21 protein-coding genes are annotated in these 20,764 nt (G+C 62.2%); 6 read left to right on the forward strand and 15 right to left on the reverse strand.

The window, feature by feature from the left end; all coding sequences use genetic code 11:
- Positions 1-2: 2 nt before the first annotated feature.
- Genes BM174_RS01620 through BM174_RS01635 form a run of 4 tightly spaced genes read right to left on the reverse strand, consistent with a single transcriptional unit; the run spans position 3 to position 4,141 of the window.
- Positions 3-2,123, reverse strand: coding sequence for a molybdenum cofactor synthesis domain-containing protein (locus BM174_RS01620; RefSeq protein WP_093922067.1), 2,121 nt, complete (start codon positions 2,121-2,123; stop codon positions 3-5).
- Positions 2,120-2,611 carry a molybdopterin-guanine dinucleotide biosynthesis protein B gene (gene mobB, locus BM174_RS01625; protein ID WP_093922068.1) on the reverse strand — a complete coding sequence of 164 codons (492 nt, stop codon included), beginning with the start codon at positions 2,609-2,611 and terminating at the stop codon, positions 2,120-2,122. Before mobB ends, BM174_RS01620 begins: the two co-directional genes overlap by 4 nt.
- A complete protein-coding gene (gene mobA / locus BM174_RS01630) occupies positions 2,608-3,210 on the reverse strand; it encodes a molybdenum cofactor guanylyltransferase MobA (protein ID WP_093922069.1) in 603 nt (200 codons plus the stop codon). Before mobA ends, mobB begins: the two co-directional genes overlap by 4 nt.
- 40 nt (positions 3,211-3,250) lie before the next feature.
- Positions 3,251-4,141 carry a formate dehydrogenase accessory sulfurtransferase FdhD gene (locus tag BM174_RS01635; RefSeq protein ID WP_093922251.1) on the reverse strand — a complete coding sequence of 297 codons (891 nt, stop codon included), beginning with the start codon at positions 4,139-4,141 and terminating at the stop codon, positions 3,251-3,253.
- A 48-nt stretch (positions 4,142-4,189) separates the two neighbouring features.
- Between BM174_RS01635 and BM174_RS01640 the strand changes: the two genes are divergently transcribed.
- Together BM174_RS01640 and BM174_RS01645 are read left to right on the forward strand one after the other, a co-directional pair.
- Positions 4,190-4,909, forward strand: a complete 720-nt coding sequence (locus BM174_RS01640) for an AzlC family ABC transporter permease (protein ID WP_093922252.1) — start codon at positions 4,190-4,192, stop codon at positions 4,907-4,909.
- Complete coding sequence (locus BM174_RS01645; RefSeq protein WP_093922070.1) at positions 4,906-5,229, forward strand: AzlD domain-containing protein; 324 nt, start codon at positions 4,906-4,908, stop codon at positions 5,227-5,229. The genes BM174_RS01640 and BM174_RS01645 overlap by 4 nt, the downstream gene beginning before the upstream one ends.
- Before the next feature lie 6 nt (positions 5,230-5,235).
- Here BM174_RS01645 and BM174_RS01650 read toward each other — a convergent pair whose 3' ends face one another.
- The 5 genes from BM174_RS01650 to BM174_RS01670 form a co-directional block, all read right to left on the reverse strand.
- Complete coding sequence (locus BM174_RS01650) at positions 5,236-5,847, reverse strand: hypothetical protein (RefSeq protein ID WP_425442302.1); 612 nt, start codon at positions 5,845-5,847, stop codon at positions 5,236-5,238.
- 46 nt (positions 5,848-5,893) lie between these two features.
- Entirely contained in the window at positions 5,894-6,028 is a 135-nt protein-coding gene (locus BM174_RS01655; RefSeq protein ID WP_093922072.1) for an aa3-type cytochrome c oxidase subunit IV, read from the reverse strand.
- A gap of 86 nt (positions 6,029-6,114) precedes the next feature.
- Positions 6,115-6,591 carry a DUF6173 family protein gene (locus BM174_RS01660; protein ID WP_093922073.1) on the reverse strand — a complete coding sequence of 159 codons (477 nt, stop codon included), beginning with the start codon at positions 6,589-6,591 and terminating at the stop codon, positions 6,115-6,117.
- A 5-nt stretch (positions 6,592-6,596) separates the two neighbouring features.
- Positions 6,597-7,676, reverse strand: coding sequence for an MBL fold metallo-hydrolase (locus BM174_RS01665; RefSeq protein ID WP_093922074.1), 1,080 nt, complete (start codon positions 7,674-7,676; stop codon positions 6,597-6,599).
- Complete coding sequence (locus tag BM174_RS01670; protein WP_093922075.1) at positions 7,676-9,388, reverse strand: acyl-CoA dehydrogenase family protein; 1,713 nt, start codon at positions 9,386-9,388, stop codon at positions 7,676-7,678. Before BM174_RS01670 ends, BM174_RS01665 begins: the two co-directional genes overlap by 1 nt.
- Positions 9,389-9,517: 129 nt before the next feature.
- Here BM174_RS01670 and BM174_RS01675 point away from each other — a divergent pair, with 129 nt between their 5' ends.
- Positions 9,518-10,459: an L-threonylcarbamoyladenylate synthase gene (locus BM174_RS01675; protein ID WP_425442309.1), complete on the forward strand. Its 942-nt coding sequence runs from the start codon at positions 9,518-9,520 to the stop codon at positions 10,457-10,459.
- Positions 10,460-10,468: 9 nt separating this feature from the next.
- Here the strand turns inward: BM174_RS01675 and BM174_RS01680 are convergent, their stop codons facing one another.
- On the reverse strand, positions 10,469-11,038 hold the full coding sequence (locus tag BM174_RS01680) for a YqgE/AlgH family protein (protein ID WP_245766233.1): 570 nt from the start codon (positions 11,036-11,038) through the stop codon (positions 10,469-10,471).
- Positions 11,039-11,170: 132 nt separating this feature from the next.
- On the opposite strand from BM174_RS01680, the gene BM174_RS01685 reads away from it, so the two are divergent.
- Positions 11,171-11,980 (forward strand): protein-disulfide reductase DsbD domain-containing protein, encoded by an 810-nt coding sequence (locus tag BM174_RS01685; protein WP_093922076.1) that lies wholly within the window; start codon positions 11,171-11,173, stop codon positions 11,978-11,980.
- Between the two features lie 5 nt (positions 11,981-11,985).
- Here the strand turns inward: BM174_RS01685 and BM174_RS01690 are convergent, their stop codons facing one another.
- The 5 genes from BM174_RS01690 to BM174_RS01710 all read right to left on the reverse strand — a co-directional run bounded on the left by BM174_RS01690 (position 11,986) and on the right by BM174_RS01710 (position 18,927).
- Entirely contained in the window at positions 11,986-15,390 is a 3,405-nt protein-coding gene (locus tag BM174_RS01690) for an efflux RND transporter permease subunit (protein WP_093922077.1), read from the reverse strand.
- 3 nt (positions 15,391-15,393) lie between these two features.
- A complete protein-coding gene (locus tag BM174_RS01695; RefSeq protein ID WP_093922078.1) occupies positions 15,394-16,854 on the reverse strand; it encodes an efflux RND transporter periplasmic adaptor subunit in 1,461 nt (486 codons plus the stop codon).
- 153 nt (positions 16,855-17,007) lie between these two features.
- Positions 17,008-17,550: a molybdenum cofactor biosynthesis protein B gene (gene moaB, locus BM174_RS01700; RefSeq protein WP_093922079.1), complete on the reverse strand. Its 543-nt coding sequence runs from the start codon at positions 17,548-17,550 to the stop codon at positions 17,008-17,010.
- On the reverse strand, positions 17,547-18,161 hold the full coding sequence (locus BM174_RS01705) for a LysE family translocator (RefSeq protein ID WP_093922080.1): 615 nt from the start codon (positions 18,159-18,161) through the stop codon (positions 17,547-17,549). Before BM174_RS01705 ends, moaB begins: the two co-directional genes overlap by 4 nt.
- Positions 18,154-18,927: a uracil-DNA glycosylase gene (locus BM174_RS01710; protein ID WP_093922081.1), complete on the reverse strand. Its 774-nt coding sequence runs from the start codon at positions 18,925-18,927 to the stop codon at positions 18,154-18,156. Before BM174_RS01710 ends, BM174_RS01705 begins: the two co-directional genes overlap by 8 nt.
- 107 nt (positions 18,928-19,034) lie before the next feature.
- On the opposite strand from BM174_RS01710, the gene BM174_RS01715 reads away from it, so the two are divergent.
- Positions 19,035-19,976 carry an aspartate carbamoyltransferase catalytic subunit gene (locus tag BM174_RS01715; RefSeq protein ID WP_093922082.1) on the forward strand — a complete coding sequence of 314 codons (942 nt, stop codon included), beginning with the start codon at positions 19,035-19,037 and terminating at the stop codon, positions 19,974-19,976.
- A 76-nt stretch (positions 19,977-20,052) separates the two neighbouring features.
- Positions 20,053-20,601 carry a hypothetical protein gene (locus BM174_RS01720; protein ID WP_093922083.1) on the forward strand — a complete coding sequence of 183 codons (549 nt, stop codon included), beginning with the start codon at positions 20,053-20,055 and terminating at the stop codon, positions 20,599-20,601.
- Positions 20,602-20,764: the final 163 nt, after the last annotated feature.

The raw sequence follows: 20,764 nt of genomic DNA on the forward strand, positions 1-20,764 counted from the left end.
CGTTAGCCGCTGGCGATACCGAAGCTGCCGTAGGGGATGTACCGCACCAGATCACCGGGCGCGATCACAGTGGCCTCCTCCGGCAACTCGACCAAGCCTTCCGCCCAGCTGAGCCCGCTGATCCGACCCGACCCTTCGGAGGCGAAAACCTCGACCTGCCCCGCCCTGATCCGCGCGCGCAGATACTCCCTCCGGCCCGGTTTTTTGTTCTTCGAGAATCCGGCTGGCACATCAAAACCCTGCGACTCCGGCCACTGCGCGCCCGCAAGCTGCGCCAACGCGGGGCGCGCAAACACCAGCGTACAGACCAGCGCGGCCACCGGATTGCCCGGCAGGCCGAAGACCGGCACGCCCTGCCACATTCCCAAAGCTAGCGGCCTGCCCGGCTTGATCGCAATGCGCCACAATGTCATCGCGCCCGCTTCGCTGAGCAATGCCGACATGTGATCCTCATCGCCCGCAGAGGCGCCGCCGCTGGTAATGATTGCGTCAACTTGCGCGGCCCCTGTGTCGAGAAATCCGCGCAGGGCAGCGCGGTCATCGGGCGCACGGCCAAGGTCAACGGGGGTATGGCCGAACTGCCGGATCAGCCCCTGCAACATCGGGCGGTTGGCATCATAAATCTGTCCATCTTTTGCGGTCTGCCCGGCCTCAACAAGCTCGTTGCCCGTCGATAAAATCCCGACCTTAAGCGGCATATGCACCGAGACTTTTGCCGAGCCAGTGGCCGCCAGCAACGCAAGATCGGGCGCGGTGATCCGCCGCCCTTTGGCCAGAACCTGATCGCCCGCAGCCACATCTTCGCCCGCGCGGCGGGTGTTGGCACCTGCCTTTACCGGACCCGAAAAGCGGATTGCGCCCGCCTCGACGACCACGTCTTCTTGTAGGATCACCGTATCGACACCTTGCGGCAGCGCGGCACCGGTCAGCACCCGAATGGCATGACCCGCAGGCACCACGCCGGGGGCATCGCCCGCGGCGGCGCGGGCAGCGACCAACGGCATTTCATGCACGCCCGTCCCGCGCACGCCCGCAAATCCATAGCCGTCAACTGCCGTGTTGGGCAGTGGCGGGTTTGCCCGTTTGGCCATGACGTCATCTGCGGCAATGCATCCAAGTGCTTGATCCAGCGGCAGGGATTGCGTGGCAACGACGCAGATCAGACTGTCCCGCAGCAGCGCCAAGGCCTCCTGCACCGGCGTCCAATGCACACCTGCCGGCAGGGCAAAACAGTCATTGCGCAACGGCGGGGGAACTGTCCGCCCAAGGGCGGCATCGCGCAGCGCCTGTTCATCACCGACGCCTAAGATCCAGCCTTCAACCGGATCACCTTTTTCAAGCATCGCTTGCAGCACTGGCGGGGCAAGTTGTGCCAAGGCACCCGCGAGTATCCGCACCTGAGCGCGGTCGTTGATTTCCTCCGGCTCGGCAAGCTTCGCGATCAGATCGGCGATGAGCGAGGGGAAAAGTTCGACCAGAACCAGCGGCTTGCCCGATGCTTCAAAGGGTGCCACGGCCAGTTGATCGCCATAGCGCTCCCGCAGGGCCTGCAAACGCGGCAAACCCAGCAGCGCCTGCGAACCGACCGATCCGGATGTGTAGAGCTTCCAACACGGCTGCGCGCGACCAAGGCCGGGCTGTTTTTCGACGCCGCGGTGTTCGGGTAGCCCGTGACCGTGGCGCAGGGTGCCTTTAGCAGGTAAAACTGCATCGCTGACCGTTTCGGGGCAGCCCCAGAACGGGCCGATACCGCCGAATAGTCCGTTGAGGTGACGTGCAACCTCGAACCGGTTGTTCGCATTCTCGGCATCGTCCTCGACCATCTCGGCCAAAACCGGCCAAAGCGCCAATGGATCATCGGTACCGGTCACAGCGCGGGCAAATCCGGCGGGATAGGCGAAGGGAAAATCAAACCCCGCCACGACCCGCCGACCTGCTGCCAGTTCCGCGTCAAACAGAGCTTCCAAAGCGGCCATCGCGGCGGTGCGGGTGCGGTGATAGTGGCAGGTTACAGCGCCGCCGCGCGCAACCCCGATCCAGATTGCGTCCTTGCTTGGTTTGCGTGGCGAGGGGCTGGCGCGGGCCGACCAATCGACCACAACAAAGGTGTCAAATCCGCTCACAACCCAACCTCGGCCAAGATGAAGTCGGCAATCGCAACCGTGTCATCAAGGTCAAAAACCGGACGGTCCAGCGTCAACGGCGTCGCACTGGCCACCGCGCGGATGGTCGGATCATCGGGCGCAATTAGCGGGTTGCCGGTGACCGCACGGTGCGCCTCGACCTTGGGATGGGCATCGCGCTTGTAGCCTTCGATGAGCACCAGATCGACAGGGCTGAGCCGCCCCAATAGCGCAGAGAGCGGTGGCTCTTCCGCGCCGCGCAACTCCTGCATCAAGGCAATGCGGTTGCGCGAGGCGAGCAGTACCTCGGACGCGCCTGCATTTCGGTGGCGAAAGCTGTCTTTACCGGGGTGATCCACGTCAAAGCTGTGATGCGCATGCTTAACCGTCGAGACCGTGAAACCACGGCCCGTAATCTCGGTAACCAAGCGTTCCATCAGGCCGGTTTTGCCCGCATTCTTCCAGCCGACAACGCCATAAAGCCTCATTGCATTGCCTCCGCACGGGCCAAATCTTCGGGGGTGTTAACGTTGAAAAACGCCGCCTCGTCGGGGAACATCGCTGTGCGCCCGCCGTGCTGGTCGGTCCATAGCACAACCTTGCGCAGCCCGCCCGCCAGTGCTGCACGCAGATCATCGCGAAGCGCAACGGGCCAGATACCGAAAGTCGGGTGCCGTGCCTTGCCGCGCTCGGCGTCGGGGGTCGCGGCCAAGGCCAGCGGATGGTCCATGCCTTCGCTGGCCAGCAGGAGTTGCGGCACCAGATCACAGGGAAAAAACGGCGTGTCGGCGGCGGCGGTCACGATGGTATCAGCCCCCTGCGCGGCGGCCCAGTCGAGGCCCGCGAGCACACCGGCCAAGGGCCCGACAAAGCCTTCGATGCTATCAGGCAAAACCGGTAGATCCAGATGCGCAAAGCGTACTGGATCGCCATTTGCGTTCAGCGCAACAGTAGCAACCTGCGGCGCAAGCCGTGCGATGACCGAGGAAAGCAACGTGCCGCCTTTCAAGGGCAGCAACCCCTTGTCGCCGCCGCCCATGCGGGTGGCTTGCCCGCCGGCAAGGATCACGCCCAATGGTTGTTTCATGCGGCCCCCTGCGCGGTCTTGATACGGTCGGATATTCGGCTCATGCCTCGGCCCCTTTGCGACCCGATTTACGCGGCTCCTCGGCGACGCTGGCGGGATCGGCGTCGCGGATCAGCCGCTCCTCCCCGCTCAGGCAGACAAAGCGTTGCCCGCGCATCCGCCCGATCAGGGTCAAGCCGACCTGTTGGGCGATCTCGACCCCCCATGCGGTAAACCCGGAGCGCGAGGCCAGCACCGGAATGCCCATCATCGCGGTTTTGATCACCATCTCGGAGGTCAGCCGCCCCGTTGTGTAGAGCATCTTATCGCCCGCTTCGACCCGTTCTGACAGCATCCAGCCTGCGATTTTATCGACAGCGTTATGGCGGCCGACGTCCTCCATATAGACAAGCGGACGGTCCTGCTGGCACAGCACTGTGCCGTGGATCGCGCCTGCTTCAAGATAGAGGCTCGGCGTGCGGTTGATCTTGGCAGCCAAGGCATAAAGCCATGAGGTCCGCATAGGGGTGGCAGGCAGGCTCACGCCCTCCAGCCCCTCCATCATATCGCCGAAAACGGTGCCGACGGCGCAACCGCTGGTGCGGGTTTTGCGCTGCATCTTGTCTTCGTAATCAGTCGCCCGTGCGGTGCGCACAACGACGGTTTCAAGCTCCTCGTCGTAGTCCACACCGGTTATATCTTCGTCAGGGCGCAACATGCCCTGGTTGCGCAAAAACCCGAGGGCCAGATACTGCGGATAGTCCCCGATGGTCATCGCTGTCACGATTTCCTGACGGTTGAGGAATATCGTCAACGGGCGCTCTTCGACGACGTTCAGCTCGGTCTGTTCGCCGTTGTGGTCGACGCCGCGCACTGCGCGGGTCAGCCGCACCGCCGCCGGATCGGGCGCGATCAAATAGTCGGTGAGATCGGTGTCTCGGGCCAATTGTATCCTCCTCGCGATGACGCTAAGTCTGCCTGTGCAATCTAGGGAAAACCCATGGTCATCACCACAGTGAAATCCGCCTATTTGAAAGGCGTAGCCGACGGCGCGCCGTTTATCCTCGTGATTATCCCCTTTGCGTCGCTCTTCGGGCTGCTGGCCACCGAAGCCGGGTTGAACGTATTTGAATCGCTTGCTTTTTCGGTTGTGGTGATCGCAGGCGCCGCGCAGTTCACTGCGCTGCAACTGATGCAAGAGGAAGCCCCTACCCTCATCGTTTTAATCTCGGCGCTGGCGGTCAATCTGCGGATGGCGATGTATTCAGCCTCGCTTACCCCCTACATCGGGGCCGCACCTCTGTGGCAGCGGGCGCTGGCGGCCTATCTGACAGTGGACCAATCCTATGTCGTGTCGATTGCCCAATATGAGCGTGCACCGGAAATGACTGTGCCGCAGCGTATGGCGTATTTCTTTGGCACGGTGACGCCGATTGTGCCGTTTTGGTATCTCTTCACGCTGATCGGCGCGGTTCTGGGCGCGCAGGTGCCCGAAAGCTGGGCGCTCGATTTTGCGATTCCGATCACCTTTCTGGCGATGATCGCGCCGATGTTTCGTACGTTGGCCCATGTGGTTGCGGCCTTTGTTGCGGTGGTCGTCAGCCTGCTGGTGACGCAGGTGCCTTACTCGCTCGGGCTGATCGTGGCGGGGCTGGCTGGCATGATGGCCGGTGCACAGGCCGAGCTTTGGCTTGAGCGTAAAAAAGGAACCGCGCCATGATTGACAAATCATTCCTGTGGATCGTGATCATCGGGCTGGGGCTAGGCAGCTTTTTCTTGCGGTTTGTGTTCACCGGATTGGTGGGTAACCGCGCCATGCCGCCATGGCTGCTGCGGCATCTGCGCTATACGGCAGTAGCGATTTTGCCCGCGCTGGTAGCGCCGCAAGTGCTCTGGCCTGCCGCGACCGGCGGCGAGACCGATATCGCGCGTCTGGCAGCAGCAGCGGCAACGTTAGGGATCGGGTTGGTGACCAAGAATGTGATCGCCGCGATCCTTGGCGGCGGTGTCACACTTTACGGTCTGCTGTACCTGCTCTGAGCGCGATTACAGCGTTTTGGCAAGTTGTGCCGCGCGCAGGGCGTCGATCACATCGCCTTCGTCATTCTCGTAGTATCGCGTGGTGGTGACACCGGGCATTGCTTCAAGCTGTTCCATGAATTTGACCGGGTAGAAGGTGGTCTTGATACCCTCAAAGCCCGGCACTTGGCGCAGCAGATTGGTGGTCGAGTTGGCGCAGAAAGCACCCGCAACAGGGCCATTGGCACGGACCAGTTGCATGGCGCGTTCGGCCTGCGCTTGGGTCACGACAATTTCCTGACTGACCACATGAAACGAGGCACGGGCATGGGCAGACTTATAGGCCTGCAACCAGCCGGGCGTGACGCCGTAAAGCACATCGGCACGCTCGGCCATGCGCGGGTCGCGGAACGACCCGGCGGGGTCAAAGATTACCCGTTGCGAACCGTTAACCATCAGCGAGGTATGCCCTCCCGCACCTGTGCGGTTGTTCACCATGGTAAAGATGGTGAGCGTGTTCGGACCGGGGGCCTGATAGGCCGCTGCAGCCACCCGCTCGACCGAGGCATCATCGCCGGCATTGGGCGCACAGGCCGCAAGCAGCCCGACGACTGCCAAACTCGTGACGAAACGGATCACACGCAATACTCCGGAAAACACAGTCGCTGGTCCAAGAACAGCTCGATCAGCTGATGAAAATCGCCATCAACACCAGCAACACGATGATTGCGATTGATGTTTTGGTCACAAATGACATGAAACCGTCAAAAGTCTTTCGCTGCACGTCGTAGTTCATGCTGCCATGTTCATGTTCGGCCATAGTGGTGCCCTCGTTGGTTTGCGGTTGCGGCTGAGTATCCTATTGGCACAGCCCTGTCACGGCGTCAAAGCCCTGTTGGTGAAATGTCACGATGTCGCAGTGTCGGCGGCCTGCTCCAGATCCTCGACCAGACGGAAGCCGATGCGGTTTGGGGCGGCGTCAGGCTCCTGCTTTGGCAAGGCGCGCAGCAGCACGTTAAGCTGGCTGACATGCTGGATCAACTGCACCCGCACGCCTGAAGGGTCCGAGCCATAGAAGGTTACGATATCAGGATCGAAATAGCCCATGCCTTCGATGCGCAGCACGCCCGCCTCTGCACCGGTAAAGCCGATGGCGGCCTCGTGGTCGGCATCAAGTTGTTCCTCAAAATTCTTGAGGTACAGCACCACCCGCTCATAGGCCCATTGCGCCGGTGATTTCTGCGCCGCAGGCGTGTCCGTCATGCTGTGCGGCACATTTTGGGCGCTGGTCTTTTTGTGCTTGGGGTTGCGGTGGACCTCATAGACGCGCGGCAGGGCATCGGCCTCATAGGCTTCAGCTGCTGTTCTGATTGCCTCGTCCATATCGCTTACCCCTTGCGTTGATACACAAGCGCCCCGTCGCTTTCCCGCAAGGTGCGCGTTGCCAGACCCGTCTGATATAGATGGCTCAGGTGGGCGACCGCTTCAACCAGTGCCAGACCATATTCGCCCTCGCCGATGCTACGTTTGAACAGAGGCGGGAAACATTCACCTGCCGATTTGGGGGATTCGATATAGTCCAACAACCGCCGCAGAGCGCCGTGGTGGTTGTTGATCAATTGCTCCATCCGCTTGGGCAACCCGGTGAACGGCACCTTATGGCCGCCCAGTACCAGATGATCGGGTCGCGCCAGTGGGGCCAACCGCTCACAGGCTTCCAGCCACTCGCCAATCGGATCAGCCATCGGCTCGGTCGGATAGACACCGACGTTGGGGCTGATCGAGGGCAGGATTTGATCGCCGGCGATTACCAGATTGTCGTCACGGCTCCAGAACGTCGCATGCTCCGGCGCGTGGCCGTTGCCGATGTGGATATCCCAGACGCGGCCACCCATGGTGATTGGGTCACCCTGTCGAATCCGGCCATAGCCAAGCGGCAGCGGGGCCACGACATCGGAAAAGTTGAACGGCCTGTCACGGCGGCGCTTTTCAAATGTATAGGTGTCCATGCCGGACTGACGATAAAAGCTCAGCGTCTCGGCGGGGGCGACTTCCTGTTGGTCCAGCGTCAGCATCCGCGCGGTCAGCCAAGCCGTGCGGGTGGTGACCAGTTCGGCGCCGTGTTCAGTCTGGAACCAGCCTGCCAGCCCGATGTGATCGGGGTGATGGTGGGTAACAACAACGCGTTTGACCGGACGCCCGCCCAGCGGCCCGGCCATCGCCTCGGCCCAGATCGCCTTGGTTTTCTTGGAGGCAAAGCCGGTGTCGATGATTGTCCAGCCGTCGCCGTCATCCAGCGCATAGACGTTCACGTGGTCCAGCTTCATCGGCAGAGGAAAGCGCAGCCAAAGCACGCCGGGGGCAACTTCGATCGCACCGGAGCCATGCTCGGGCGGGGTTTCCCACGGGTAACGTAGCCCTTCGGGGGCCACGTTCTTAGGCGGTGCGTCTTTCACGGTATCGGTCATCAGGCAGCTAAATCCTCGGCACTCAGGGCAAACAAATCCGTATCGCCCGCCTGCGCATGGGTCAACAGCCCCGCATGTTCGGGCAAAAGCCGAAGGATATAGAACCGGGCCAACCGCTCGCGCGCGCCGCCCCGATCCGCCATCGCCGCCTTGAGGTGCAGATGTGCGCCCAACACGCGGGCAAAGCCACGCAGGAACGGCACCGCACCGGCAAAGCGTGCGTTCATATCAGTCTGGTGGGTCATCCATTCGGTGGCTTCGCGCAACGTCTCGGTCGCCTGCCAGACCGCATCGGCCATATTGGGGAAGGTCGCGCGGGCAGCTTCTGCATCGGTTTCAATTTCGTCGAGCAGGCGCATCGCGGCCTCGCCACCATCCATCATCTTGCGCCCGACAAGGTCCATCGCCTGAATGCCGTTGGTGCCTTCGTAGATCGCTGTCACGCGCACATCGCGGGTGAACTGGGCCGCACCGGTTTCCTCGATGAACCCCATACCGCCATGCACCTGCACGCCGGTCTCAGACACGGCAATGCCGGTGTCGGTGCCGAATGCCTTGGCAATCGGGGTCAGCAGTGCGGCGCGGGTGGACCAGCTTTTCTCGCCGGTGGCGCGGGCCATATCCGTGGCAAACGCACAGGACAGCGCAATGGCACGGGCCGCAAAGATATCGGCCTTCATCCCGGCCAGCATCCGGCGCACATCGGCGTGATCAACGATGGTGCCAGTGCCACTCTCTCCGGCGCGGCCCTGCTTACGCTCCATCGCGTAGCCGAGCGCGAGTTGATACGCGCCCTCGGCCGCGCCAACCCCCTGCCCGCCAACGCCAAGCCGCGCGTTATTCATCATCGTGAACATTGCCGCCATGCCGCCCTGTTCGGGACCAACCAGCCAGCCAATCGCGTTGTCATACTGCATCACGGCGGTGGGCGATCCGTGCAGGCCCATCTTATGCTCAAGGCTGACCACGTTCAGGCTGTTACGCTTGCCCGGTTCGCCGTTTTCATCGGGAATGAACTTCGGCACGAGAAACAGGCTGATGCCTTTGGTTCCCGCAGGCGCATCGGGCAGACGTGCCAGCACGAGGTGGCAGATATTGCCCGCAAAGTCATTATCGCCCCAAGAGATGTAAATCTTCTGCCCCGAGATGTTATAGGTGCCATCGCCGTTATGGGTCGCCTTGGAGGCCAGCGCCCCTACATCCGATCCGGCCTGCGGCTCAGTGAGGTTCATCGTGCCGGTCCACTCGCCCGAGATCAGCTTGGGCAGGTACAAATCCTTGATCGCATCGCTGGCGTGATGCTCCAGCGCCTCGATCTGGCCTTGGCTCATCAGCGGGGCAAGCTGCAAGGACAGGCAGGCGCCCGACATCATCTCGTTCACTGCACTGGTCAGGGTCATCGGCAGGCCCATGCCACCATATTCAGGGTCCGCTGACATGCCAATCCAGCCGCCCTCGGCGATGGCCTGAAATCCCTCGGCATAGCCCGGCGAGGTGCGCACAACACCGTTTTCGAGCTTGGCAGGGTGCAAATCACCATTCCGTTGCAACGGGGCGAGCTTTTCATCGCAGAGCTTGCCTGCTTCGGTCAGAATGGCCCGCGTCACATCATCTGTGGCTTCGGCAAACAATTCGGTGTCGCGCAGGGCGGCAAAATCGACCATGTGGTCGAACAGAAAAGTAAAATCATCCACGGCGGCGCGGTAAGGCATTGGGAAACTCCTGAAATGCTTGTCCTTGGCAAGCCCGCCATCGCCCTGCTAAGGGCTATGCGGCGCAGGCTTCAGCATGAAACGGCTGGCCCGCCCCCGCAAGCCGAAACGCGGCGTCACAAGGCAGCAATGATGCAAGAGACCCAAGTTCTGACCCCGACAGATGCAGGTATCGCGACAGCCGCCGCGCTTTTGCAGGCGGGTGCATTGGTCGCGATCCCGACCGAAACGGTATATGGTCTGGGCGCCGATGCCCGCAATGGCACCGCTGTGGCGCAGATCTATGCCGCCAAGGGCCGCCCCAGCTTTAACCCGCTGATCATTCATCTGGCCTCTGCCGAAGACGCGCGACGCTACGTGCAGTGGTCCGACACCGCCGAGGTACTGGCCAGCGCCTTCTGGCCCGGCCCGTTGACGTTGGTGCTGCCACTGGCGCAGGGGCACGGCCTGTCGTCACTGGTCACCGCAGGGCTTGATACTGTCGCGATCCGCATCCCCGCCCATCCTGCGGCACAGCGCGTGCTGGCGCGGTTTGGCGGTCCGGTTGCGGCCCCTTCGGCCAATCCATCGGGCCGCATCAGCCCGACCACGGCGGCGCATGTGCTGGCAGGGCTCGGCGGTAAGATTGCAGCGGTGCTGGATGATGGCCCCTGTAGCGTTGGCGTGGAAAGTACCATTGTCGGTCTTGCGGGGCCTGCGCCCGTGTTGCTGCGGGCTGGCGGGTTGCCACAAGAAGCGATCGAGGCGGCCTTGGGCGCGCCGCTGTCCGCAGACGACGGCACCGCTATCTCTGCCCCCGGTCAATTGGCCTCGCACTACGCGCCACAAGCGATGGTGCGTCTGAACGCCACTGCCGCGCAGGCGGGTGAGCTGTTGCTGGGCTTTGGCGCAATGGAATGTGACCTGAACCTGTCCGCGACTGCGGATTTGGTGGAAGCGGCGGCAAATCTGTTTGACCATCTGCACAAGCTCGATGCCACAGGCCAACCGATTGCGGTTGCGTCAATCCCCGATTACGGCCTTGGTCGCGCCATCAACGACCGTTTGCGACGCGCCGCTGCCCCGCGCTGATTTGCGCCGCTAGGCCCGCCCTGCTGCCGACGACAAGCCCAGAGGGTCAATCCCGATGGAATTTAGCGCCGCCCCCCATTTGCCCGCGTCATCCTTGCCATAGACCAGATCAGCCTGCGCGTCACAGGTGAGCCAGCCGTTGTGGCCAATCTCGGCCTCAAGCTGGCCCGGCCCCCACCCGGCGTAGCCCAAGGTCAACAGCGCCTTGCGCGGTCCACGCCCTGCTGCGATGTCTTCGAGAATGTCCAAGGTCGAGGTTAGCGAAAACTCTGGCGCAATTTTCAGGGTACCAATGTCGGAGACATAATCGCTGGAATGCAGTACAAAGCCGCGCCCCGTTTCGACCGGGCCGCCCATATGCACGCCCAAGGTCGCATCCGTTAGCCCTGCCCCCTCAAGAATGTGATCCAACACATCCGACAGGCGTAATTCCGGCGCGGGCTTGTTGACCATTAATCCCATCGCGCCTTTGTCGCTGTGGGAGGTCATATACACCACAGCATGGGCAAAGCGCGGATCGGCCATGCCCGGCATTGCCAGCAACAGCTTTCCCGTCAAATCCATCTGCTCGGTACCCATGTGCGGACTGCTCTTTCCTGGTGATGCCCACCCAAGCATGACCCCGCGCGACCAAGCTGGCAAGACCGCGAGGTAACAACAATGAAGCAAACGTGACTTGGCAGTTGGCATCGCTTGGCCCATCTATGACCTATGATACACCCAGCCAGCACCGCCATTGCGTTTATTATCGCCGCCGCTTTGCCCGTTTCCGCGCAGTCTCCTGTGCAAAAACCGGTGCTGGCAGAAATCCTGACCGGGTGGCAACAGGCCGACGGAACCCTTATTGCCGCGCTCAAACTGACGCTGGCGCCGGGCTGGAAGACCTATTGGCGCAGTCCGGGCGATGCCGGTATCCCGCCGCAGTTCGATTGGTCCGGCTCGACGAATATCAAAGACGTAAGCGTCACATGGCCCGCGCCCCAGGTTTACGACCAAAACGGCATGCGCAGCATCGTCTATTCGGATGTGGTGATCTTGCCGCTGACCATCACGCCGCAGACCGTTGGCACTGCAGTTTCGCTTTCGGCCGAATTGGACATTGGCGTTTGCCGCGATATCTGCATGCCCGAATTGCTCCGCCTGAACGCGACGTTGCACAGCGATGATACAGCCCCCACGCCCGCCATCGCGGCGGCGCTGGCCTCGCGGCCATACAGTGCTGCCGAGGCGGGTGTAACATCGGCAATCTGCGTGACGCAGCCAACCGAGAAGGGCGTGCAGCTTGAGACGCGACTGACCATGCCACCGTCGGGCGGGGAGGAGGTCGTCGTCATCGAAGCAGGCCAGCCCAACATCTGGAGCAGCGAAACCACCACCACCCGCACCGGCAAAGAGCTCGTTGCCGTGGGTGATCTGGTCAGCATGGATGGCAGCGCTTTGGCTATTGACCGCTCCGCGATCCGGATCACTGTGTTGGGTAAAAACCACGCCGTAGATGTGATCGGCTGCACGGCAGGTTAATCGTGTTACTGGGTATGTGCGCGTCGCGTCCCCAGCCCGTAGGTCAGTGCACCAAGCGCGTATCCGGCCAGCGCCAGTACCGTGACCCCCGCCAGAAACAGCAACAGCGCCGCCGCCATCGGCGCGCTTTGCGCCAGTGCCGGAGCCATACGCGCAAACAGCGGATGCAAGCCACCTTGCAGTGCCGCCCAGCCCAAGGTCGCGCCGCACCAGACCAGCACCAAACCCCAAAGCGCCAGCAGACCATAGCGCATGGATGGCACACGCGCCCGCAGACCGCGCCGCATCGCCGCGATCTGCCGCGCCACATCATGCTGAACTGCGATCAGCGCAGGCACAACGAGCAGCACCAGAATCATGCCAAACCCCAAGCCGTAGACGAGCGTCACCACCGTCGGTTTGAGAAATTGTGCCTGCTGGCTTTTCTCATAGAGCAGCGGCGACATGCCCAGCACAGTGGTCGCGGTGGTCAGAAACACGGGCCGCAAACGGTCCGCCGCTCCGTCGATGATCGATGGCACCAAGCCACGGGTTTGGGCGTATTCGTCGATCGTGGTGACCAAAACAATGGAGTCGTTGATGATAATTCCCGTCATCCCCAACAGCCCGACGACGGTGAACATACTCAGCGGAATTTCCCACAGGGCATGGCCATAGATGGTACCAACCAAGCCGAAGGGAATAATCGCCATCACCACGAGAGGTCGCGTCCACGAGCCAAAAATCCACGCCAGCACCAGAAAGATACCTGTCAGGCACAATATCAGCCCCGTGAGCGCGTCGCTTAGAAATTCGTTCTCCTGTTCGCTCAGCCCCGCAATTTTAAACTCGACCTGCCGCTCCGATGCGATGCGCGGCAGAATGTCGTCCTGCAAAAACTGACTGATCTCGCTGGCCCGCGCGGGATCATCCTCTGAGATATCGCCGGTGACCGAGATGAGACGGATGCCGTTTTCGCGCCGCACGGTGCCAAAGCCCGACTGCCGCGCGACGCTGACAATATCGCCAAGTGGCACATAGGCGCCCTCGGGCGTGCGCAACTGGGTGCGTTCGAGGAAATCTGCGGTTAGCTCGCCCTCGGGCAGCTCCACCCGGATGGTGGCCGAGCGCGGCCCGTCCGGATAGGTCGCGGCCTCGATCCCGCCCAGACGGTTGCGCAGATCGCGGCCCAGCGCGTCAATGGTAAAGCCCAGCGCCCGCCCTTGCGGCGTCAGATCGAGGATCAGCTCTTCCTTGTCATAGGCGAGGTTGTCCTGCACGGCGCTAACTTCGCTATATTGGGCCAGTGCCGCTTGCAAATCCTCCGATGCGGCCTTGAGCGTGGCAGTTTCCGCGCCGTAAAACTGTACATTCAGCGCGTCGCCCCCCGGACCGGACCGCCCGCCACGAAAGCTGACGGTTTCGGCCAGCGGATGGTTGATGACGCGGTCCTGTAGATCAGCGACAAAGGCAAAGCTGGAATAGGGCCGCAGATCGGCGTCGATCAATTCGATGGAGATACCGCCGAGCAGGTCCGCGTCTTTTGCATCTGATCCGGGCAAGCCGCGCCCTGCATTGCTGCCGATCTGTGCGACCACATAATCAAGCGGGTTAGTGCCGTATTTCTCGGCGTATTCGGCCCCGATCTCTTCGGTGGCGCGCTGCATCTCGCGCATCATCGCAAGGCTGTCGGCGCGGGTGGCACCTTCGGTCATGGCGAAATTGCCGCTGACCGATCCCTGTTCAGGCGCGTTAAAAAACCGCCACTGCACGTCGCCCCGAATGAACAAGGCGGCCTGACTGGCCAAGATCGCCATGGCACCGGCCAGCACCACATAGCGCGCGATGATCACCCCCGCCATGAACGGGCGGAACAAACGATCCCTGAGCCAGACAAACCCACGGTTCACCACGCGGCTGGGCAGATCATACCAATGCTCGCGCCGCGCGGCACGCATGGCATGGGCCATATGGTTGGGCAGGATCAGGAAACACTCGATCAACGACGCACAGAGTACGGCGATTACCGTCAGCGGAATATCCTTGATCAGATCGCCAAACCGCCCCCCTACGGCGACCAGCCCGAAAAACGCAATGACGGTGGTAAGCGTGGCGGCGAAGACCGGCATCGCCATGCGCTTGGCAGCATTTTCAGCGGCCTCAACCGCGCTTTCGCCAAGGTTTTTGAAGCGGTAATCGGCGTGTTCGCCCACCACAATGGCGTCATCGACCACGATACCCAAGGTGATGATCAGACCGAAAAGCGAGATCATGTTGATGGTGATGCCAGCCGCATACATGAAGGCCAGCGCCGCTGCCATTGACGCAGGGATACCTGCCGCCACCCAGAATGCCGTGCGCGCGTTGAGGAACAAAAACAGCAGCACCACGACCAGCACGAGCCCCATCAGACCGTTATCAATCAGCAGATCAAGCCGCCCCGTGATCGCCTCCGCACGGGTGCGGATGAGGTCGACCCTGACCGAGGCAGGCAGGCTCGCCTGTAGGTCCGCAGCAGCGGCCTCGACCTGTTTCTGAATGGCAATGGCATCGCCACGGTCTGACCGGTCGACCTGCACCGTCACCGCCGGATTGGGGCCGACGAAATAGCCCTCGTTGCGATCCAACCCCTCTTGGGTGACCACAGCAACATCGCCGATGGTCAGGCTCGACCCATCGGGGTTCGAGCGTAGGACAATCTGTGCGATCTCTTGCGCGGTGCGTTTCGCGGTGCCGGTTCGCACCCGCGCATTGGCGCCCGCCACATCCCCCGCGGGGGCGGCATCCGCCTCCGCGGCAATGGCGCTGGCGATTTCGGCCATGGAGATATCATAGGCGACCAGCTTGGCCGATGGCGCCTCGACCAAAGTTTGCGGCGCGGCGACCCCTTGAACGGAGGTGCGCGTCACCCCCAGCGCAAAGAGCCGGATCACTAACTCGTCGGCAAAACGCGCCAGTTGATCGGTGCCAACAGGTCCGGTGATCACCACATCGGTCACACGGTCACGCCATGCGCCGCGCCGCACGACCGGATCTTCGGCATCTTCAGGCAGTGTGGTGATCGCATCAACGGCGGTTTGCACATCCGCCGTTGCGCGAGCCATGTCCCATCCGGCTTCGAATTCGAGCACAACAGTGCCGCGCCCCTCGCGCGAGGTACTGCTCGCACTCTCCACCCCTTCGATGCCGAGCAGGGCAGGCTCCAGAACTTGGACAATTCCGGTATCTACGTCATCGGCCCCCGCGCCGGACCAGACGGTAGCAATTGTCACGTTATCCAGCACAACATCGGGGAAAAACTGCGCCCGCATCCGGGGGGCCGCAGCCGCACCAAGCACCAGTAGCAAAACCAGCAGCAAGTTCGCAGCAGTGCGGTGCCGCGTGAAATACGACAAGATACCCCGCCCCGGCGCCAGTTGTTTCGGTGCCATAGTCTAGCCCCCCATCCGGCTTTCCAGACGGTCAACCATCTGCGCCGGAACTTGGCGGTTCTCCAACACCGACAGCACCCGCGCCTTGGCGTCCTGCGGCATCTGGCGGTTCGCTTCGACAAAAGCGATCAAGCGGGCGCGGCGCTCATCGGTCAGTTCCACCATCTCGGGCTCTGCGGGCTTTTGCGCCGGCTCTTGTTGCGGACGCAGTGGCTTGACGGCAATGCCAGCCCCCAACAGCGGCGATAGTGCCTGAACCACCTCGCGCCCCGCCAGATCGCCCCGCACCAATACATCATCGCCCTGCCTGCGCAGTAATGTCACTTCGACCGCTTGCAGACGGTCCTCGGCGTCCAACACAAGCACGGTGCCATCGGTCCCATAGGCGCTCGTAGGCAGCCGCACCACATCTTCAAGTGTCGGCTCAACCACATGCACGGTAACGAAATCGCCGGGCTTAAAGCCAACGGGTGCGGTGAGCGTTGCAAAGATCAGGCGGCCGGACGCACCCTCGCCCGCCGCCGCGCTGGTACGGGTGATGACACCTGCAGCGCTCAGATCAATGCCCGCGACATCCAGCCGTGCAGTGACTTGCGCGGGGACAAGACGGCCTTCGGCGTCAAGCAACCGCGCATATTGTGCCGTGGAAATGCGAAAGGATACTTCGAGATTATCGGGATCGAGCAGCTCTGCCAGCCGCTCGTTGGCAGTGACCAAACGCCCGACCACGACGTTGGTTTCCGAGAGGGTGCCGTTAAAGGGGGCGGTCAACGTTCTGTCGGCCAAGGCGCGCTCGGCCTCGGTACGGGCAATCTGGGCGCGGGCCAGTGAGGTCGTCGCCTGATCGACCCGCGCTTCAGCCTGCGCCAAAGCCTGCCGCCGCGATACCACTGCCTGCCGCGAGGCGGAGGCGGCCAGTTCAGCGGTCTCGGTCGCCGCTGCTGTGCCAACACCGCGATCTGCAAGGTCGCGCTGCCGCTCGAAAGCCCGCGCGCGCACTTCGGCCTGATCTTGCGTTGCTGTCAACTCGTCGCGGGCCAGTTCCAGCCCCCGCGCGGCATTGTCGACCTCGGCCTTGGCGTCCGCCACATCGCTCAACGCACGGTCCACGGCGGCCTGCGCCTCAGCAGGATCAAGCTCGATCAGGACCTGACCGGCACGCACCGCGCCGCCATCTTCGAAATCGTCTGACAACAAAGTTACCCGCCCCGCCTGCGCGGCACGAAGCTCAAGCTTGCGGCGGCTTTGCACCTCCCCAAAGGTCTCCAACACCGGATCGATATTTTCGATTTCGGCCTGCACCACATTGACCGAAAACACCCGCTCGCGTGCGGGCGGCGCTTTGGGCGCGTCGGCCAACCGGTCGCGCACCGCGCCCTGCACAATGACCACAGCAAAGACCAGACACCCCAAGGTGGCAGCCGCCAAAAAAAGACCAATCATGCTTTGACGCAGAAACCGCATCGTCCCTCAATTCCTTGTCAAAACGCCGGATCGGGGACGCGTGCACGCACCGCCCTCAACTGGCCATATCAAGTCATACGCACCGCTCTGCCGGTTCCGTCGCATTTATCTAGCGCGGCCTGCACTTTTATCCTGCGCACTGCTCCGTCGCGGTCACTTGCGGCGCTGGTGTTCGTCCAGCCGTGGCATGATCTCGACAAAGTTGCAGGGCCTGTGGCGGTAGTCGAGTTGCTTCACAAGAATTTCGTCCCATGCGTCCTTACAGGCCCCCGGACTGCCCGGCAGAGCGAACAGATAGGTGCCATTGGCCACGCCCCCCGTAGCGCGACTTTGCACGGCCGAGGTGCCGATCTTGTTCATAGAGACAATGGTAAAAACTGTGCCGAAGGCGTCGATCTCTTTCTCGTAGACATCGCGGTGCGCCTCAACGGTGACATCGCGTCCGGTCAGCCCCGTGCCCCCGGTGCTGATGATCACGTCGATTTCGCCATCCGCACACCAGCTGCGCAACTGGTCCGCGATCAGCGCCCGCTCGTCGCGCAGGATATTGCGCTCAGCCAGTACATGCCCCGCTGCCGCGATCCGCGCGACCAGCACGTCGCCCGACCGGTCATCGGCCAGATCGCGGGTGTCCGACACGGTCAGAACCGCGATACGTACCGGAATAAACTCTTTCGTTTCGTCAATCGTGCTCATGTCCGCTCCAACAAAGCCAGCCGCGCGGCCAAGGCAAAAAATATCCCGCTGGTGATCCAGCCCAGCGCCCGCCCACCACGCACCAGCCGCCGCCCGATGCCACTGGCAAAAACGCCCACCGCGCCGTTGATGATAAAGCCGCCAAGGGCCAGCACCGCGCCAAAAACCAGAAACTGCGCCAAAACGCTGCCCGCTTCAGGCCGGACGAACTGCGGCACAAAGGCCAGCACGAACAGGATAACCTTCGGGTTGGTGAGGTTTACCACAAATCCGGTGGCAAAGGCGCGGCCCACGCTCAAGCCGGGTGCCCCGTCCCGCTGCGTCTGCGCTTGCCGCAATACCTGCACCGCCAAGAACAACAGATAGGCAACGCCGCCCCAGCGGATCACCTCGAAGGCCCACGGTACCGCCCCCACCAGCGCCCCGAGCCCAAGACCCGCCAGCGTCACATGCACCAAACCGCCTGCGGAAATCCCAGCACTGGCCGCTACCGCCGCCCGAGGGCCGGAACGCAGCCCTTGCCCGAGGCAAAACATCATATCCGCCCCCGGTGTCAGATTAAGCGCTAGTGCAGCCGGTGCGAACGCCAGAAGGGTCAGCGGATCAACCATTGCGCAGCCTTTGTTTGAGCGACAACAGATCAGCCCAAGTATCGCGCTTGGCTTCAGGATTGCGCAAAAGATAGCCGGGGTGAAACATCGGCAAGACCGGAACGCCAGAGACCTTGGCCCATTCGCCGCGCAACCGCGTGATGCCCCGCCGCCCCAGCACCATCTGGCAGGCACCATTGCCCATCACGACAATCGCCTGTGGCTTGACCAAGGCAATCTGGCGCAACAAAAACGGTCGCAGCATCGCGATTTCCTCGGGCGTCGGGTCGCGGTCCTGCGGCGGGCGCCACGGCAGACAATTGGTGACGTACACCGGCGTATCGGCATGGTTGCGGCCCATGTCGACGGCCGCCAGCATCCGGTCGAGCAGTTGCCCCGCAGCCCCGACAAAAGGTTTGCCCGCGCGGTCTTCGTCGCGGTTGGGGGCCTCGCCAATGACCATAACACGGGCATCAGGCCCGCCCTCGGCCGCCACGAAATTGCGCGCCCCTTTTTGCAATTCGCAATGCGGGAACGCCGTGATCGCCGCGCGCAGCGCCTCCAGTGAGGGGGCGGCAGCAGCGCTGCGGGTCGCCTCGCCCACCACATCGGCCTCTTGTAGGGCCACAGGGCCTTTGCCCACCGCCGCAGCAACGCCCACCGGTTTTTCGGGGGTGGCGGGCAAGTCATAGCGGTTGACCGGCGCGTCACAGATGGTTTCGGTCACGCCGAGTTCGATCTGCCAGTGCAGCAGGGCCAAGTCTTGATGATAGTGCGCTGATTCCATGCCCCAAGCTTACGCGCAGAGCCCGCCAAGCTAAATCCCCTTCGCGTGCTTGCCGCACGGGGCTCGACGCGCCTATAAGGGCCGGACTCTCAGAACAGGTATCGCCCATGTCTTTTCGCCACCGTCACCTGCTTGGCATCGAACAACTCTCGCCCGCCGATATCACCGCGATCCTTGAGCTGGCCGACACCTATGCCGATCTGAATCGCCAGCCCCACAAACACGGCGACGCGCTCAAAGGGCTGACCCAGATCAATATGTTCTTCGAAAACTCGACCCGCACGCAGGCGTCCTTCGAGATTGCTGGCAAACGGTTGGGCGCGGATGTGATGAACATGGCGATGCAGGCGTCCTCGATCAAAAAGGGCGAGACCCTGATTGATACAGCAATGACCCTGAACGCCATGCACCCCGATCTGCTGGTGGTGCGGCATCCGCAATCAGGGGCAGTCGATCTGCTGGCGCAAAAGGTCAATTGCGCGGTGCTTAACGCCGGTGATGGACGCCACGAACACCCAACCCAAGCCTTGCTTGATGCGCTGACAATCCGCCGCGCCAAGGGCCGCTTGCATCGTCTGTCCATCGCCATTTGCGGCGATATTGCGCACAGCCGCGTGGCACGCTCCAACATCATGCTGCTGGGCAAGATGGAAAATCGCATTCGCCTGATTGGCCCGCCAACCTTGATGCCCGCTGGCATTGCCGAGTTCGGCTGCGAGGTTTTTGATAATATGGAAGAAGGTTTGAAGGACGTTGATGTGGTGATGATGCTGCGCCTTCAAAAGGAGCGGATGGACGGCGGTTTTATCCCCAGCGAGCGCGAATATTACCACCGTTTCGGGCTGGATGCCGAAAAGCTCTCGCATGCCAAACCTGATGCCATCGTCATGCACCCCGGACCGATGAACCGCGGCGTCGAAATTGACGGCACGCTGGCGGATGACATCAACCGCAGTGTCATTCAGGATCAGGTCGAGATGGGCGTCGCTGTGCGAATGGCCGCGATGGACCTTCTGGCCCGCAATCTGCGCGAAACCCGCGCGGCCTGACAGCAAATGCGGGAACTCGTAGCGGGTTGATCGGTTGAGCCGCTGTGCACCCGCAGCAACCCCGAAAGGACCCGCAATGGCCGCCATCGACATCCCTGCCAACGAGCAGGGGAAAATCCGCGTATTTTCGCTTTCGCTAGACGAAAATGCTGCCAGAGCCCTGAGTGACAGCCGCAAGGCCGGATCGGAGGCCGAGGTTGCTGCGATGCTTGGCACCGACAGGATCGACCCGACATTTGTGGATGTGATCCGTACCGATGATCTGGATGAAATCGGGCTGGCCGGATACCTGACTGAAGGTAATGGTGCCGTACCCGCGCAGATCGAGCGGGATCGCGGCAAGCTGAGCGCTTTGGGTGGCTGGGCGCTGATTGTTTACTCAAGTGCGTTTCGAGGCAAAGCGCGGACCCTGCATCCCGCCAAAGAACTGACCTTGATTGGCACCTATGACGAGGAGCGGCTAGAGCGCAAGATCAGCCCGATCCCCAGCGAAGCAGCCAAGCCCTATACCGGCTCGCCGCAGATGAGCCCCGTCACCCCGCCACGGGGAAAGCCTGCCAATACAATGGTGATCGTGGGGCTTGCTGTTTTGCTCGGGCTGCTGCTGTTCTGGGCTTTTGCCTAAGGTTTGGGCTTTTGCGCAGGATATGCGCCACCACCCTGAAATACCATTTCATCCAGTGGACCGATTAGAGTAGCATCCCGTCATGCAAGAACCAAAACCCGATCCGAAAATGTCAGGCCGCATCGCGATGATCGCGCTGCTGGTCGCTTTTGCTGTCGTCGGC

Source organism: Sulfitobacter brevis, assembly GCF_900112755.1.
Taxonomy (GTDB): domain Bacteria; phylum Pseudomonadota; class Alphaproteobacteria; order Rhodobacterales; family Rhodobacteraceae; genus Sulfitobacter; species Sulfitobacter brevis.

What these genes read in the sequence shown, in the direction of transcription:
- BM174_RS01690 (WP_093922077.1), bottom strand. Translation starts at nt 15,390, where the DNA reads ATGGCACCGAAACAACTGGCGCCGGGGCGGGGTATCTTGTCGTATTTC.
- BM174_RS01655 (WP_093922072.1), bottom strand. Translation starts at nt 6,028, where the DNA reads ATGGCCGAACATGAACATGGCAGCATGAACTACGACGTGCAGCGAAAG.
- BM174_RS01715 (WP_093922082.1), top strand. Translation starts at nt 19,035, where the DNA reads ATGTCTTTTCGCCACCGTCACCTGCTTGGCATCGAACAACTCTCGCCC.
- BM174_RS01665 (WP_093922074.1), bottom strand. Translation starts at nt 7,676, where the DNA reads ATGACCGATACCGTGAAAGACGCACCGCCTAAGAACGTGGCCCCCGAA.
- BM174_RS01695 (WP_093922078.1), bottom strand. Translation starts at nt 16,854, where the DNA reads ATGCGGTTTCTGCGTCAAAGCATGATTGGTCTTTTTTTGGCGGCTGCC.
- moaB (WP_093922079.1), bottom strand. Translation starts at nt 17,550, where the DNA reads ATGAGCACGATTGACGAAACGAAAGAGTTTATTCCGGTACGTATCGCG.
- BM174_RS01660 (WP_093922073.1), bottom strand. Translation starts at nt 6,591, where the DNA reads ATGGACGAGGCAATCAGAACAGCAGCTGAAGCCTATGAGGCCGATGCC.
- BM174_RS01720 (WP_093922083.1), top strand. Translation starts at nt 20,053, where the DNA reads ATGGCCGCCATCGACATCCCTGCCAACGAGCAGGGGAAAATCCGCGTA.
- BM174_RS01680 (WP_245766233.1), bottom strand. Translation starts at nt 11,038, where the DNA reads ATGGGTACCGAGCAGATGGATTTGACGGGAAAGCTGTTGCTGGCAATG.
- BM174_RS01640 (WP_093922252.1), top strand. Translation starts at nt 4,190, where the DNA reads ATGGTCATCACCACAGTGAAATCCGCCTATTTGAAAGGCGTAGCCGAC.
- BM174_RS01670 (WP_093922075.1), bottom strand. Translation starts at nt 9,388, where the DNA reads ATGCCTTACCGCGCCGCCGTGGATGATTTTACTTTTCTGTTCGACCAC.
- BM174_RS01675 (WP_425442309.1), top strand. Translation starts at nt 9,518, where the DNA reads ATGATGCAAGAGACCCAAGTTCTGACCCCGACAGATGCAGGTATCGCG.
- mobB (WP_093922068.1), bottom strand. Translation starts at nt 2,611, where the DNA reads ATGAGGCTTTATGGCGTTGTCGGCTGGAAGAATGCGGGCAAAACCGGC.
- BM174_RS01645 (WP_093922070.1), top strand. Translation starts at nt 4,906, where the DNA reads ATGATTGACAAATCATTCCTGTGGATCGTGATCATCGGGCTGGGGCTA.
- BM174_RS01705 (WP_093922080.1), bottom strand. Translation starts at nt 18,161, where the DNA reads ATGGTTGATCCGCTGACCCTTCTGGCGTTCGCACCGGCTGCACTAGCG.
- BM174_RS01710 (WP_093922081.1), bottom strand. Translation starts at nt 18,927, where the DNA reads ATGGAATCAGCGCACTATCATCAAGACTTGGCCCTGCTGCACTGGCAG.
- BM174_RS01685 (WP_093922076.1), top strand. Translation starts at nt 11,171, where the DNA reads ATGATACACCCAGCCAGCACCGCCATTGCGTTTATTATCGCCGCCGCT.
- mobA (WP_093922069.1), bottom strand. Translation starts at nt 3,210, where the DNA reads ATGAAACAACCATTGGGCGTGATCCTTGCCGGCGGGCAAGCCACCCGC.